The sequence below is a fragment of the Calditrichota bacterium genome (assembly GCA_016867835.1).
Classification (GTDB): domain Bacteria; phylum Electryoneota; class AABM5-125-24; order Hatepunaeales; family Hatepunaeaceae; genus VGIQ01.
The window spans coordinates 1-14,511 of sequence record VGIQ01000074.1 but is presented as its reverse complement, the minus strand read 5'-3'; the positions used below and the strand labels follow the sequence as shown (position 1 = coordinate 14,511).

General features: G+C 58.2%; 12 protein-coding genes. 3 read left to right on the top strand and 9 right to left on the bottom strand.

What is annotated here, in order from left to right; all coding sequences use genetic code 11:
* The 9 genes from FJY67_08345 to lexA form a co-directional block, all read right to left on the bottom strand.
* Positions 1 to 525 (bottom strand): DUF4276 family protein (locus FJY67_08345; GenBank protein ID MBM3329462.1); only part of this gene is annotated, 525 nt, incomplete at its 3' end.
* A 13-nt stretch (positions 526 to 538) separates the two neighbouring features.
* Entirely contained in the window at positions 539 to 1,738 is a 1,200-nt protein-coding gene (locus tag FJY67_08340) for an ATPase (protein MBM3329461.1), read from the bottom strand.
* A complete protein-coding gene (locus FJY67_08335; GenBank protein MBM3329460.1) occupies positions 1,735 to 3,837 on the bottom strand; it encodes a hypothetical protein in 2,103 nt (700 codons plus the stop codon). The genes FJY67_08340 and FJY67_08335 overlap by 4 nt, the downstream gene beginning before the upstream one ends.
* 8 nt (positions 3,838 to 3,845) lie before the next feature.
* Entirely contained in the window at positions 3,846 to 4,439 is a 594-nt protein-coding gene (locus FJY67_08330) for an indolepyruvate oxidoreductase subunit beta (protein MBM3329459.1), read from the bottom strand.
* 55 nt (positions 4,440 to 4,494) lie between these two features.
* Positions 4,495 to 6,798: a hypothetical protein gene (locus FJY67_08325; GenBank protein MBM3329458.1), complete on the bottom strand. Its 2,304-nt coding sequence runs from the start codon at positions 6,796 to 6,798 to the stop codon at positions 4,495 to 4,497.
* Positions 6,799 to 6,890: 92 nt separating this feature from the next.
* The gene (locus tag FJY67_08320; GenBank protein ID MBM3329457.1) at positions 6,891 to 10,067 is read right to left on the bottom strand and encodes a T9SS type A sorting domain-containing protein; all 3,177 of its coding nucleotides are present in this window, start codon (positions 10,065 to 10,067) and stop codon (positions 6,891 to 6,893) included.
* Between the two features lie 216 nt (positions 10,068 to 10,283).
* Positions 10,284 to 10,625, bottom strand: a complete 342-nt coding sequence (locus FJY67_08315) for a DUF1844 domain-containing protein (GenBank protein MBM3329456.1) — start codon at positions 10,623 to 10,625, stop codon at positions 10,284 to 10,286.
* A gap of 36 nt (positions 10,626 to 10,661) precedes the next feature.
* Positions 10,662 to 11,216, bottom strand: coding sequence for a hypothetical protein (locus tag FJY67_08310; GenBank protein ID MBM3329455.1), 555 nt, complete (start codon positions 11,214 to 11,216; stop codon positions 10,662 to 10,664).
* 152 nt (positions 11,217 to 11,368) lie between these two features.
* The gene (gene lexA, locus FJY67_08305) at positions 11,369 to 12,013 is read right to left on the bottom strand and encodes a transcriptional repressor LexA (GenBank protein MBM3329454.1); all 645 of its coding nucleotides are present in this window, start codon (positions 12,011 to 12,013) and stop codon (positions 11,369 to 11,371) included.
* Between the two features lie 228 nt (positions 12,014 to 12,241).
* On the opposite strand from lexA, the gene FJY67_08300 reads away from it, so the two are divergent.
* The 3 genes from FJY67_08300 to FJY67_08290 all read left to right on the top strand — a co-directional run.
* Positions 12,242 to 12,790, top strand: a complete 549-nt coding sequence (locus FJY67_08300) for a hypothetical protein (protein ID MBM3329453.1) — start codon at positions 12,242 to 12,244, stop codon at positions 12,788 to 12,790.
* A complete protein-coding gene (lptC, locus tag FJY67_08295; protein ID MBM3329452.1) occupies positions 12,791 to 13,339 on the top strand; it encodes an LPS export ABC transporter periplasmic protein LptC in 549 nt (182 codons plus the stop codon).
* A gap of 52 nt (positions 13,340 to 13,391) precedes the next feature.
* Positions 13,392 to 14,511 (top strand): hypothetical protein (locus FJY67_08290; protein MBM3329451.1); only part of this gene is annotated, 1,120 nt, incomplete at its 3' end.

The following is a 14,511-nucleotide window of genomic DNA, read 5'->3' as shown; positions in this document are numbered from 1 at the left end:
ACTTCTCGCGACCTCAATTTTAGGGAATCCCCCAGTGTGATACCCATGATATTTAAGAAGCCTCCCGAGAGCTTCACAAGTTCCCCCCTTAATTGCGTCAGGATTTCTATAAGGCTCGCGAGCGGAGAATACTCTGACTCTGGGATAGGCACTAACTACCGCGTTTTCATCTCCAAAGAACCAAGCCTCAAGTTCTTCAATGACGATTCGATTTACCAAAACGAAGCGCCCGACACTGTCTCTTTGGCTCTTAGTATTGAATCCTGCCGACTGCGCGATGTTCTCTAATTGCTGTTTAATCTCGCGGCAATCCTCTCGATCTTCATCGAGCAGAACTACAATCCGCTCATTCTCCCTAATGTAATTATGCAGTGCTCGGAGTCGAGGTTGTAGTTTTCTAAGTAACTCGGATTTTGAGCGCAGATTGTAAACTGAGAAGGTGACATTCGCCGGAATCATCTTGGGGACAAGATTGTGCAGTGCGGCTTCCATCGACCCTTCCTCGACGAAGAAATGAATATGCATAGTTGGTTGGATACTACGAAGAGGGCAGATTTCCGCCAAGGAACCCTTCCAGCCAAAGTTGCCCCGGCTTGGCTCCCGTCCCAATATGCTCCTTGGCGCCAATTACATCTTCGGCGCGTGTGACCGTAGTATATCCATCCCTACCGCGTTCAAGGAGCCAAATCTCCGGCAATTTCAGACCATCAACGAATTCGGGAGAATGCGACGTGATCATTAGTTGTGTTCTTGCCGTTGCCTTGCGGCATTCCTCTGCAAGATCATCCATTAAGCGTGGATACAACTGATTCTCGGGCTCCTCAAGTCCGATCAATTGAGGAGGTTTAGGATCATAAAGCAGCACAAGATATGACAGCATCTTTAACGTGCCATCAGAGGCGAATTTTGCAAGAATAGGTTGATCGAAGGGCTCGTCTTTTATCTGAAGCAGCAGCCTGTGATCACGCAGCACTTCGGGATCTACCATAGATAGCCGGGGAATGCGCTTCCGAAGAACCTGCTGTATTTCATCCAGTCGCGTTGGATGTTGTTCTTTGAGATATTGAATCACATTTGGCAAATTTTCACCAGATAAAGAAAGCCGTTCTTGCGGACCTGCTTCTGGAGTGCCCTTTTGTGCCTCGGCGTTCATATAGGAGAGATACCAATCCGCGATGAATTTCCGCAAGGAACTTACCCGTGGGTGCTTGGCAAGACGCCCAAGGGTGCTTACGGCTAATTCTTCGTTTGAGGTAAGAGCTTCATTGACTCGTTGCTCCGACTTGTCTGGCAGGTCTCCCGAAATCACCTTCCCTTGCCCATTTTCGAAGTCAAGGAACCTGAAAGGCTGTCCTCTCTGTTGTGCTCGGCGCCAACTAAGTCGCTCTGACTTAACTACTGGCGCTCTCTCGACCTCATCGAATTCCAGCCGATAGGTAATTATCGGGAAGGAAGGCTCCCTATACCTGATCTCGATGACTATCGGATCAGATTGCCCCCGCGACCTTAATTCCTGAAATCGTCCTCTCTTATCCCAAGCCTTCCTCAGCCCCATGACGAAGCAGTCCGAAAGAAAGGCAAAGACGTCAAACAGTGTGGATTTCCCACTGCCGTTTGGGCCGATAAAGACCGACATTGGCTGAAGGTTCCTAAACTCAACCAAACGGAGCGCGCGGTAGTTTTGCACCTTTAAGGAAACTATCCGTGCTGGCGCTCTCTTGGTGTCGACAATATTCATAAATACCTCTGTTCTTCCTTCGGAACCCACCATTCGTCAAGTTGGTAGCCGGGGCGGAAGGGATACCACTTCACGCCTTTGAAGCGCTTGTCGTAGGCGGGCTTGAACTTGGTGGAGTACATGAAGGTGTAGGGTTGTTCGCGGTAGAGAATCTGCTGAAACTGCCGGTAAAGTTCCGCTCGCCGCTCGGGATCGAACTCGACCCGGGCGACTTCGATTAGCGAGTCGGTGAGTTCGTTCTTGAATTCGATGAAGTTTGAACCGCGTCCCACCGCCGACGATGAGTGCCAGATCTGCTTCGGATCTTGCCTGAGACCCATTGCCCAAGCCAGGTAGGTTGCATCGAACTTCTTGTTACGAATGTAGTTATTGATGAAGACTGACCACTCGAGGCGGCGTATCTCCATAGCGATGCCGACCGTAGCCAGGTCCTCGCGCAAAATAGAGACAGTCTGCTCGGCGAGCGGGATACCCGACGGTATCAGCATCTCGAAGCGGAACTCCAGGCTGTCCTTCTCCAATATACCATCGCGGTCGATGTCCTCCCAACCAGCCTCCCTCAGAATCCGCGATGCCTCCACCGGATCGAAGGGTATCTCCCCCAGAGTTGTGTCGAAATCGGATCCGAAGCGGTAGAAGGGCGATTCGACAACTTCCGAAAAGCCGAACTGAATCTGCTGCGCGATTTCACGCCGCCGCACGAGACGGGTCATGGCATTGCGCACCCGCAGGTCGCTGAATATTGGGTTGCTGTTACGCCAACCAAGGTAGGAATAGGTTGGGATCAGGAACGTGCTCTTGATGAACCGGTCGAGGAACCTCTGCTGGTTGGTCAAGGTCAGAAACTGGATCGTCTGGAGGTTCTCCATGAAGTCGATGGTGCCGTTCTTCAACGCGACGAGCGACGCCGTATAGTCAGTTAGGACCCGGAAAACAATGCGGTCGAGATAGGCATGTCCGGGGCCGTCCCAGTAGTCCGCGTTGCGCTCGAGGACGAGTTCCTGGCCGGTCTTCCAGTGAGCGAATCGGAAAGGGCCGGATCCGACCGTTGGCATGCGGTTCTGTTCATGGCTGTTGCAAGCCCGGCCATAAGTTTCGATACGGGTATGGAGATCGCGGCAAAGCGCAGCAAAAGCCATTTGATCGCGTCCGGCCAGAAGTCGTTGCTCACCCGGAAGCGCATCGAGTGCGCGTTCGATCAGGATTCGGCCTTCCGTGATAAGCCGCACTGCCGGAGCAGCGTCGGGATTGCCCGATAGGTTGTTAATGACAGCGGCAAGACGATCCTCGGCGCCGCGGGATGTTCCGGCTATCGCCGCCTCGACCGCGTCCGCCTTAACCTTGCCGCCGGTTACCTGTTCAACGGACTTCATAAGAGAGTGAAGTATCGTTTCCGCGACCAAGTTGGCTGCTGGAAAGGTGCGCTCCGACTCGAGGAGATCAGCCAGCCGCCCGTAGCCGGTTCCATACTTCACCTGGGCAAAAGTGAGGCTGCCTAAAAGGTCGTTCGGATCCCAAATGTGCCTTGGCATCACGAAGTTCCCGCCGAGGAACTGGAGATGCATAAAGTAAGGCTTGGTGCAGAACATCGTGATCGTATGGTCGCCTTCGACGATCAGGCTCTCCAGTTCGGCGTAGTAAGGCTTCGATGGCAGGTTATCGACGTAGGGATTGGTGAGAGACTTCAGGGTGAATTCGACGTCGCGAGCGGTGAGGGGCTGCCCGTCGTGCCAGCGGGCCTCAGGGCGGAGGCGCCAGCGATAGACGAGGTGGTCGGGCGAAACCTCCGGCATGCCGTCCGAGAGGAGCGGCTCCTCGTCCCATGGCGGCTCGCGCCGAGTCTGTATCAATGACTCATAAATGTAATTTTTTATGTAAGTTGCCGACGCCGAGGTCGAGGTTTGGGGGTTGAGGTGCTCGGGTTCGTCCAGGAGATTCATGATCACCCAGTCGCCGGTAACCGGTTCGCCGGCGGCGCGGGCGTTGTTATCCTCGACTGAGTCGCCGGGGATGAAAGCATCGGCACCTCCGACATTGCAGCCGGGTAGAATGACCATTGCTGCGGCGATGAAGCCGGCGATTTGGAGGATTTTGTGCAAACGATGAATCAAGTTGCTTCGGCGAGGGCGAACTGCCGTCCACGTCGAAAGGCAGTGAGGTTAGCTTCCTCAGTACCGCGCGGCACCTTCTTGCGAAGGATTGCCTCCCAGGTTGCCTCCTCGAGCGGCAGGTAGTTGGAAATCGCTCCCAAGAGAACGGTGTTGACCATTTTCGAACTGCCTGCTTCCGATGCCACCGCGTGGGCGTCAATGGCGACGACCTTTTCGACGACCTGGCGCGCTTGTCCGACCGGGTCGTCCGGGTAACGGTGCTCCTTTGTAAAAGCGATAGGCGGGACGATCTCCTGGGTGTTGACGACTAGAGCACCGTCAGGTTTAACCTGATCGACCCAACGGAGACCTTCGGCGGCCTCGAAAGCGAGGACGACATCAGCGGCGCCATCGGGAATGAGTGGCGAGTGGACCTTGGGACCGAAACGGACATGAGACGAGACGACGCCACCGCGCTGAGCCATGCCGTGGACTTCGGACTTCTTGACATCGTAGCCGGCGCTCATCGCGGCTTCGGAAAGGAGTTCCGAGGCGAGGATGACGCCCTGACCGCCGACGCCGACGATCAGGATGTTGGTGGTAGAAGACATCTTACTTCTCTTGGAGGGCAGGATTCATTCCGCCCTTGCGTTAGACCTGTTGCCGTTATTTCAAGACTACAACGCTTCGCGCGGCGCGCCGGCTGCCGGACCTGGACTGGACGTAGTAAGTTCCCGACGGCCAATGCGAGACGTCGATCTGCCAGACATGTCTCTCAGCAAGCAATGTGCCGGAAGCGACGCTCGCCATTCGTCTTCCCTGTCGGTCGTAGATATTCAGGTCTATCGGCGCCCCTATTCTGCCTTGAAGCGAGACCACCAACGATCCATTAGCCGGAACCGGCCAGGCTCGAAGGCTAAACTCGGGTGGAGGCGGTGCATCAACAGGGACGCGCAGCGGCCGGTTGGAAAGGTGCACCGTGATGCGGTCGATCGCCCAGCCCTCCTCGGCGACCGCTTCGTCGCTGATTACCTTGAGGCGAATTTGGAGTGGGCCGCCGCCAATAAGGGACGGATCGAGAGCGATGAAACTGGTGTCCCACCCGGCAGGATAGCCAGTATAACTGGCAACTGCCCGCCACTCGCGCGTCTCCCAACGAAATACTTCGACCAGCGCAAAATCGCGATCGGGTTCAAAGTAGATGCGGTGAACCAGTTCGATAGTTGCAGCGTGTCCGGAGTCGGGTAAGACTCCCGGCTCGATCAGGAGCCAGGGTGTCGAAGCCACCGGATAGGGACCTCCGGTCGATTCGGTAAGCACTGTCCGGCTGTCAACCTCTTCGATACCCCATTGTTCGCCCGCACCCCCCCGCTGCCAATCCTGCATCTGGTTGAAGTCCTCAGTATAGGCGACCTCAGCCGGATGGAGAGGTAATCGGTAAGTGTCAACGTCCGGGCTAATCTGAATGACTCCGGTTTGCGGCAGATAACCGGATGCAGTCAAGGCGAATTCGTAGGCGCTTTCCGTCAGGCGAATGCGCCGACGTCCGTTTACGATTGTGAAACGGTGGGTTGGGCCTCTATCGAACGGGCGAACCTGCAAGTATGATTCAACGAGGCTGTCGCCGTCGGCAGTGATAAACTCGCGCTCGGCGGCGGGAAATCGTTCAAGTGATATTTCAACAGTGCTAATCTGGCCGCTGGTGATGGTCATCGTATCAGTGCGGAGGCTGCGGAAACCTTCCGCGAGAATGCGCGCAACGTGAGAGCCTTCAGGCAGAAAGCAGTCGATCCGGCCGGTTGCGGGATGGGTGAGACGAGGTTCAAGCCCGGGCTGGCGCAAGCCGCCGATCTGCACTTCGGCTTCGACGGGGCTGCCATCATGGACGGTGGCAATTTTGAGAATGCCATAACCCTCAAGCGAAGTCCGTCCAGCGGCGAGGTCGATCAAGTAGAACGCAGAAGGGAGCGACGCCGTTACGACCCGCTCCATCCCGGCCGAGTCGGGCTGAATCGAGGCTCCGATCTCAATCATATATGCCAGCGCTCCGGTCGCCTGATAAGCCCAGTCGGGGAGTTGACCGTTCCGCTGAGTCGCCCGGACCGAAGCGTAAGGCCCCCCATTTTCGCGGGGAAGCATCTCGGCGAGCGCTCTTCCGAGGGCATCGAGGAGGCGATAGTCCGGCGGCAGGCGGCCTTCCCAGTTCCAGGGCGCGATCACCATCTCGGCATTCTGGCCGGAGCGGGAACTATGGTAGGATATGACGGCAAAGAATCGGCGCTGGAGCATCAAGTCGCGCAAGGCACGGGTTTCAGGCTCGGAGAAAGCGCCCGGTCCCCGATAGTAGTTGAAGGTCTCAATGCCCTCCCGGGTCTGGTAGAGGGAATCGCCGCGCTCCCAATGCAAGCCAAAGTTGCGGTTCAGATCGACGCCCGAAGTATCGCGTCCGATGCCCGAAGCGATCCGCAGGACGCCATCGCCGATGTTGTCCCGACAGTTCTTGCGAAACGAGACGTCGCGTTCCGTATGGACAATCTCGAGACCATCGGGATTGGCGGTCGGGACGAAGTAGAGATCGACCGCCTCGAGGCGCGCGCGTCCGCTGTCGGTCCCGGCGGTTTCAAGGAGCAGTTGCATTAAGCGGAGCGTCAGTTCGACGCCGAGGATTTCTTCGGCGTGAACCTGCCCGATGAAGAGAATTGCCGGCCGGTTAGCGACCTCACGGGGCTGACTCGAAATACGCGCCAGAACGATGGGTCGTTCACCATAATCGGTCTGCCCGATGGTGTCGAGCGCCAGGTAATCGGAATAAGTTTCGGCCCACTCTTGCAGCAAGGCGCCAATCTCAGCGTTCGAGTGATAGGCGCTATCGAGAGCCGGAATGGAGCCCGGAAGAAACAACAGACTCCCCCCGAGCAAGGCAAGAGTAAACGGTGTTCGAGTCGAAATCAACCGTCTAAATGTTGTTATAGATCATATAAGCAAGGTGCATTATAGAGCGAACCGGAGGCGCCTTCTCCAGGTGTGAAGGGCGGCCTCCGGTTCGCAGCCTTATTCGGCCATCACTTCAGGATTTGCAGCGACCTTTCGACGCGATTTCCCGCGGCTTCCATTCTCAGGATATAGTGTCCCGAAGCGAGGGAACCGGCGTCAACCTGCAACCGGTGCTTGCCGGCAGAGCGGAACTCGCTGCCGAAATCGATCACCAACCTGCTTTGAAGATCGTAGAGCGCCAGCGAGACAGGGCCGTCCGATGCAACACTGAACTGCACAACTGCTCGACCGTTGAACGGATTGGGGAAGACCTCTTCGAGAGCGTAACCTACCGGTGCCGTCGGACCATCTCCGAGACGAACCGAGAGCCTCTGGTCGTCGAGGCGCTGAATGAAGACGTTGGAAAGTTCCTCCTTGCCGGTGGCGCGCTTATCCTCCCAAACCACCGCGGCTCCGGTGTCTCCTCGCGGCAGAAGGCGCATCAATTTCGGACCGTTCTGCTTGTGGAATGCCGCGCTGACAACATTGCCGTTCACCTCCCAGGGAGCATAAGGCGTCCCGTCGCGTTGGAGGTGCGTGGCATAGATGTCGGACCAGAAGCCGCCGCGATAGTCTTCCCACGCCAGCCAGATGCCGTTCTGGCCATCGTGGATAATAGTCGGGAGAAGTTGATCGGCGGGTGCCGCGCAGACTTCGCGCCCGTCGCGTTCGCGTCCGGTGAAGGCGAATCCAAGCCGGTTGTTGACCAGTTGCGGACTCATTTTCTGGATGTAAATATCGCGCTGTCGGCCGCTTCCGGCATAGCGATGATCTTCCCAGGCGATCCAGATATAGGTGTGGTTATCGATTGCCACTACCGGATTTTCCTGGTGCCGGCCTTCGCCGCAGATCACTTCCCCTCCGGCGCGCCACTGGAACGCGCCGTTGTAACCCACGAACTGGGCATAGATGTCGTATTGCGGTTGTCCGTCGCCGTCATCGCGGCCATCGACCCAAGCCACCACATAGCCATTCTGATGGCGGACGAGATAGGGGCTGCGCTGTTTGTTATACTCATCGACCAGGACCTTGCCTCCCTCATAGCCGTCATCTTCGGCATTCCAGAGGTCTTCGCCGCCGGCATTGACTCTCGTGATTCTGAGATCGTCGTCCGTCTCGTCATTGAAGACCTTCCAGACGATGATGAAGCCGCCGCTGCCATCGGGAATGATCTGCTCGACCTCCTCATCCATTGGTCGAGCCGTGAGGCGGCGTCCGGCGGCACCCCAGAGGCGCGCACCTTGCGGTGAGAGGTGCTGCATGTAGAGGTCCTGGTAGTCGTTGTCAGTAGGAGCTTTCCAGACGACAAGGGCACCGCCCTGTCCGTCGCCGGTGACCTTGGGCAGGTATTGCTCGTAGTCGAAGTCCGCCACCTTGACTCCCCTGTCACCCCAAAGTCGGGCGCCGTTTTCGTCAATCCGCTGGGCGTAGATTGAATAGACCTGGCCGCCCCGATGGTCTTCCCAAACGACGATGGTGCCGCCTTGTTCATCGTTGCAGCCGTCGGGATTGATGCCTCCGCCATAGGAGTTGACCAGAGCCGGCGCGCCGTTGGGCTGGGTCATAAGTTCAGGCCGGTTGCCAAGGTCGCGGACGTTGGAAATGAAGGGCACCAGTCCCCCAATTCCGAAACGTCCGTCGAGCCATAAGACTGTAAATGTCCCGTCCTGACGCTCGATGCCTTTGGGAAAAACTCCGTTGCCGCCCAAACCGGCGACGAGAGGGATGCCGTTGGCGTTGCCGACCGGCTGACCATTGGGCGTGAACTTCTGACCCCAGAGTTCGTAACTTCCCGACCGGTAGTCGCCCCATACAAAGAAGGCGCCGCCGTCGGCGGTTCGCCGGACCAGAGGGGCATCCTGCTGCCCATCGATACGGCAGATCGGGACGCCGTTTTGCGCCCAGAGCGGCTGGCCGGAACGGTTGAAGCGGTGGCCCCAGATGTCGAGTTCGGGGAAGGGGCGATCCCGTTCGTCTTCCCAGATGAAGTAGGCTCCGCCCTGGCCGTCGGGATAGAGCCGTCCAGCCTGCTGATTTCTTTCGCCGGTAACGATGGGGACGCCGGTGGTGGGTTGCCATTCCTTGCGCATGCTTTGAGCGCCGCTAATGCGCATGGCATAGACATCGAACGACAGACCGTCGGCACGCTTGTCCTCCCAGAGAATGATGGCGTTGCCGGACTCCGACATCACGATGCGATTTTCGGCCTGCTCGCGCTCGACGGTGCAGACGGCTTCACCGTCTTCTCGCCAAAGTAGCCGGCCGTTGGCATCGATGCGCTGGGCGTATATGTCCTTGTCGGTTTGCTGTTGGTTGCGGTCGTCAACCCAACTGAAGAAGGCGCCGCCGGCGCCGTCGGGGCACAACTTAGGAGACTCCTGATTGGAGGCGGTGCCGCAGACGACGAGTCCCTGCCCCTGGCCTACTCCCCAGAGGAGGGCGCCGTTGGGGGAAATGCGTTGGGCGCGGATGTCGAAGTTACCGACGTTGCGGCCGTCCTTCCAGGCGATGATCATTCCGCCTTCGCCGTCGGAATCGGCGGTATGGCTGATCTGCGGGCCGACCGCTACGATGACGCCGATGCCGTTGCGCTGCCAGGCTACGGAGCCGTTGGCCTGAATCCGCTGGGCATAGATGTCGCCCACGTCGCCGCCGCGCAGGTCGCGCCAGGCGATGATCGCGCCGCCGGAGCCGTCTTCGACAATGCGAACGTCCTCTTGAATTCCGGGCAGAACGCAGACTGCGACGCCGCGTTCATCCTCACCCCAGAGGCGATTGCCCTGAGCGTCGATCTTGGTGCAGTAGATGTCACCGAGCGAATCGGCGTCGAAGTCTTCCCAGGCGATGATCCAGCCGCCGTCGGCGGTTGGCCAGACGCCGGGGTCTTCCTGCCGGTTGGGCATATCCGAGATGCGGAGGCCGTTGGCGCCATATTTCAGGCGGAGCCCTTGCTCGACGCTGACGATTTGGACATAGACACCGCGGTCGCCATTGCGGCAGTCCGACCAAACAAAAGCGGCCTCGCCAGCCAGTTGTCCGGCGTCGCGGCCCTCACCTCCGCGATACCATTCGACGTGATAGCCCTGACGCAGGGCGAAACCGTCGATGGGATTCCACTTCACCCAGTCCCGCTGAGCCATTGCAGGCGCCACGGCGGCTGCCGAAAGCAGCAGGGCATAGAGGATTATGTTCGTAAAGCGGTTCATAGGAGACTCCTCCTGTCGTTCGCCTGGCGCTCGCTGCCACGCACTACTGACGGCGCGGACTTTCCCGTAGCGAAACGCCCTGAAATTATCTTTCGCCGCACAGTCCTCCACCCATCCGTGCGTAAGGGATGCCAATACAAGGGTTGACAAGCAGGCATTGCGGTCTGCCTGCCGATGTGAACCATTCTCTGGCTCCTCATTATGTGATACGCACAACTAAGGTGCGCTGGAAGCCGTTTCACCAGCCGGAGCCGTGCTTGCATCAAATAAGGTGGATTTCGATGCGGGCTTGCCGGCTTCATCGACATAATTGAGTTTGAGTTCAGCGAGGATCTGGTCGAAGAGGCTCTCTTCCTCGCGCGAGAGGTTGCCTTGGGTCTTGCTGCGCAACATTTGCAAAGTGTCGATCGTCATTCGAGCCGAGTCGAGATCGCGTTCCGCAACACCCGTTTCAGGATGCGCAAATTTGCCCAACTGCATCAAGGCTGCCTGATGCAGCGATATGATCAATTGCGTGAAAAGGACGGTCTCTTTGTCGAAGGAAGGGGCTTCGGTCACCGGGAGTGAGTGCGGCTGGAGGAGTTATTCACAGATTCAACTGGTTCGGACGCGGCTTTCGAAAGCCTTGATCCGGTCGCGGATTTTGGCGGCATCTTCGTAGGCTTCCTGATCGATGGCGTTCTGAAGTTGCTGTTGCATCTCTTTCAGTTGTTCGCCGGGGTCGTTAGGCGCGGGAACGATCTCACCGCGCAAACCGGCTTCGTCCATAACGCGGGAATTGACATAGATCGGTGCCCGGGTCTTTAGCGCCAGAGCCACGGCATCCGAGGGACGGGCATCGACGCCGCGGGTTACGCCGCCTTCGAGCAGGAGCAGAACTTCGGCAAAAAAGGTGCTGTCGCGCAGTTCTGTGACGATGACCTGCTCGACACGGGCGCCCGAAGCCTCCAGCAAGGCATGGAAGAGGTCATAGGTGAGCGGTCGCTGAAACTTCTGACCGTTCAAGAGGAGCGAAATGGCGTGCGCCTCGGCTCCACCGATGAAGATCGGTATCCAGCGATCGCCGTCCCGCTCGTGCAGGATGACCATATAGCCCTGATAGGGGGGATAGATCGTGATTCCGGTGACTTCGACCGGGATCCGTTTCATCACTTGCTCCTAAAGTCCCTTGGCCGCTTCAATTGCCTTCGACGAAGAGGTCGCCTTCGGACAGCAGACGGCAACTATCCTCCAATATAGAACAAGGCCTATGTCAAATCAAGCCCCCGGCACGCCGCAAGCCGGGTAGATGGATTGTGGACTCAGTATCGCCGGTAGAGCCCTACAACCCTGCCAACGATGCTGAATCCGGGAGTGTCGCGATCGACGTTGATCGGACCGAAGTCGGGATTGGCCGGTTCCAACCGCACCGATTCGCCGCTCAAGTAATAGCGTTTGACGGTTGCCTCGTCGCCGATAAGTGCTACGACGATGGAGCCCGGCTCGATCGGAAGACTGGGGCGCGCGATGACGATATCGCCATCCATTATTCCGGCGTCGATCATCGATCGGCCCTGCACCCGTAGCGCGAAGCCGTCGCGAAAGGGGTAGAGGTCGGCATCGACCGTGAGGTAGCCTTCGATATTCTCGATCGCCAGGAGCGGGGCACCCGCAGCAACCCGGCCCACGATAGGAACCTGTTGCTTGCGCACCCGCAGCCCTGCCGGTGAACCGCCCGACTTTCGATACTTCGAATCGCTGAAGGTGACGCCGCGGGACTTATGGCTGACGCGCTGGATGATGCCCTTTCGCTCCAGCGAGGTAAGCATCACCCGGACGCCGTTGGTCGAAGTGATGCCGAGCGCAGCGCCCATCTCGCGTATCGTAGGGGGATAGCCTTGTCGCGCGGTGAAGCGGTCGATGAAGTCGATCAATTCCTGCTGCCGGTCGGTAGGTCCGGGACGAATTTTGCCCGCCACTCTGAATCCTCCAGATTATCTCGCCTTCAATATACTGAATCTTTGTTCAATAGTCAAGCGAGCCGGGAGGTCATATAAAGCCATCGGTCGATTGGGTAGGTTGAATAAAACGGGGAGGAAGGAGTCCTTAAGGTTGACTCGGGAGACGGGGCAGTGTAATTTAATAGCAAAGATTGGGCCATAGGGGAGGGCAAAAAAAGCAATCCGACCGGGCAATTGACCGATAATCAAGTTCTTCAGGCGAGAGCCTCCCGCATCCGGATGATCGTCCTCGATAACGACGGCGTCCTGACCGACGGAAAGTTGATCGTCAGTGCGGAAGGTATCGAAGCGAAAGCCTATGACATCCGCGACGGCTTTGGCGTAATCATGGCGCGTCGCGCAGGGATTGAGTTCGGCATCATCACCGGGCTCCTGACGCCTATCGTCGAGTACCGTGCCCGGCAGTTAGGGATCGTCGAAGTGCGCAAGGGCTTTACCGACAAGGTGGCGCAGTTGGAGGCAATGCTTGACGGCAAGGGGATCTCTCTCGCCGAAGTGGCTTATATGGGCGATGACATCTTCGACATCCCGGTCATGCGTCGGGTCGGATTGGGAGCCGCTCCATCCAACGGGCACCCGCTGGCTCAGGAAGCAGCCGACTGGGTTTCCAGCCGGCCCGGCGGCGACGGGTGCGTCCGGGAGTTGATCGAACTGATCCTCCGGGCATCGGGGAAGTTAGAGACGCTTCTCGCCGAGTTTACCGGCAGCGAACCGGGTAAGTGAATGTTTATCCGGCTGGCAATGGGACTTTTGGCCCTTACGCTTGTCAGTTGTGCAAAACTCGAGCCAGAGTCGGAAGCGCAGCCGGTGGAGAACGTCGCCGAGTTGCCGGATCAGGAGATTTTCGGCGCTGCGGTGCGCTATACCCGGGACGGATTTCGACGACTGGCGATTGCCGCACCGCGCATCGTCCGGTATGATGCCCGAAGGCTGCTAGTTATGGAAGGCGGCATCGCAGTCGATTTCTACGATACCGAAGGCCGGCATCAAGCCCGAATGACGGCCCGGGAGGGCGAAATGCTCGAACTGGCCAACCGCGTTTGGGCGCGCGGCAACGTAGTGGTCGTGTCGGACAGCGGGATGGTGCTCCGCACGGAGGAGTTGCGTTACGAGCCCGACCTGGAAAGCATTCTAACCGAGTCCTTCGTCACCATAATCACCCCGCAAGACAGCCTTTCGGGCTACGGATTCTCGGCTGCACCAGACCTGACGGACTGGGAACTGAAACGGACCAGCGGGGCGACCTGGAGGGAGTTGGAGCGACGAAAATGAACATTTCAGACAAGCCACTATATCAGTCCGCTTGCCGGGATGAAAATGGACGATGACGTCGCCCAAGCAATTTAACCGGTTGTCGATGGGAGGGGCGTTGATGCTGGCTGCGGCATGGTTTACTGCAGCACAGCGGCCCGAGGCGCAGGAACGCGTAATCCTTGAATATGCCGATACCCTCCGGAGTCGGGGTGAGGAACGCGAACTGATCGGCTCGGTTCGAGTACGTCGGGGCGAAACGCGCATTCAAGCCAACCGCGCACTTCACTCCCCGGAGCAGGGACTGTTGAGGCTAACCGGCAGTGTCCGGCTCGATGAGCCGACGCGGCGAGTCCGCTCGCAAACAATGCGCTATGATGAGGCGAGCGGCGATTTTGTCGCATCCGGGGCCGTTGATGTTCACTTGGGCGACAGCCTGCGCATCCGGTGCGCGACGGCTCACTATAGGGAAGTGACTCGGTTGTTAGAACTCGACGGTGATGTTATCATCGACATCTATTCGGATAGTTCCCGAATCACCGGTGGATGGGGCCGGTTCAACCTTGGCGACTCGTCGGGAACGATCGAGGGCAGCCCGGTTTATCGGCTGCCGGAACTGGGAACTGCAGATCCAGAGACACTGGTAATCGAATCGCAGCGCCTGCAATTCAGCCGCCGAGACCGGTCGGCGCTATTCACAGGCGAGGTGCGGCTCAACCGGCAGGACTTATTGGCGGTTGCTGACACGCTCTACCATGAGCCCGACTCGAACCGGACGCAGTTAGGCGGGGCGCCACTCGTCTGGCGAGGCGAGGATGAACTTTCGGGGAATGCCATCGCTCTCGCCTATCGGGGACGGCAGGTAAGTAAGATGGAAGTAACCGGTAATGCGGTGGCACTCTCGCTGGCTCGGGAAGGCGACGACCGGCGCAACCGCCTCTCCGGGCGCAGTCTGGTGATGGAAATGATCGATGACAGCACCCGGTTCATTCAGGTTGCCGGGAACGCAGTGGGGCGATACTTTGTATGGGATGAGAATGAATCCTATCAAGGCTTGAATCTGGCAACCGGCGATACGATTTCGATCCTGGTCGTAGCCGAGCGAAGCCGCCGGATCGAGATTGTCGGTCGCGCGAACGGGTCGTTCTATCCGGCGGGAATGGAGCCTATGGAGGCACTCGAAACCCCGCTGA

Excerpts from the sequence above, each read along its gene's own strand:
- FJY67_08340 (MBM3329461.1), bottom strand. The coding sequence starts at position 1,738 with ATGAATATTGTCGACACCAAGAGAGCGCCAGCACGGATAGTTTCCTTA.
- FJY67_08330 (MBM3329459.1), bottom strand. The coding sequence starts at position 4,439 with ATGTCTTCTACCACCAACATCCTGATCGTCGGCGTCGGCGGTCAGGGC.
- FJY67_08320 (MBM3329457.1), bottom strand. The coding sequence starts at position 10,067 with ATGAACCGCTTTACGAACATAATCCTCTATGCCCTGCTGCTTTCGGCA.
- FJY67_08310 (MBM3329455.1), bottom strand. The coding sequence starts at position 11,216 with ATGAAACGGATCCCGGTCGAAGTCACCGGAATCACGATCTATCCCCCC.
- lptC (MBM3329452.1), top strand. The coding sequence starts at position 12,791 with ATGTTTATCCGGCTGGCAATGGGACTTTTGGCCCTTACGCTTGTCAGT.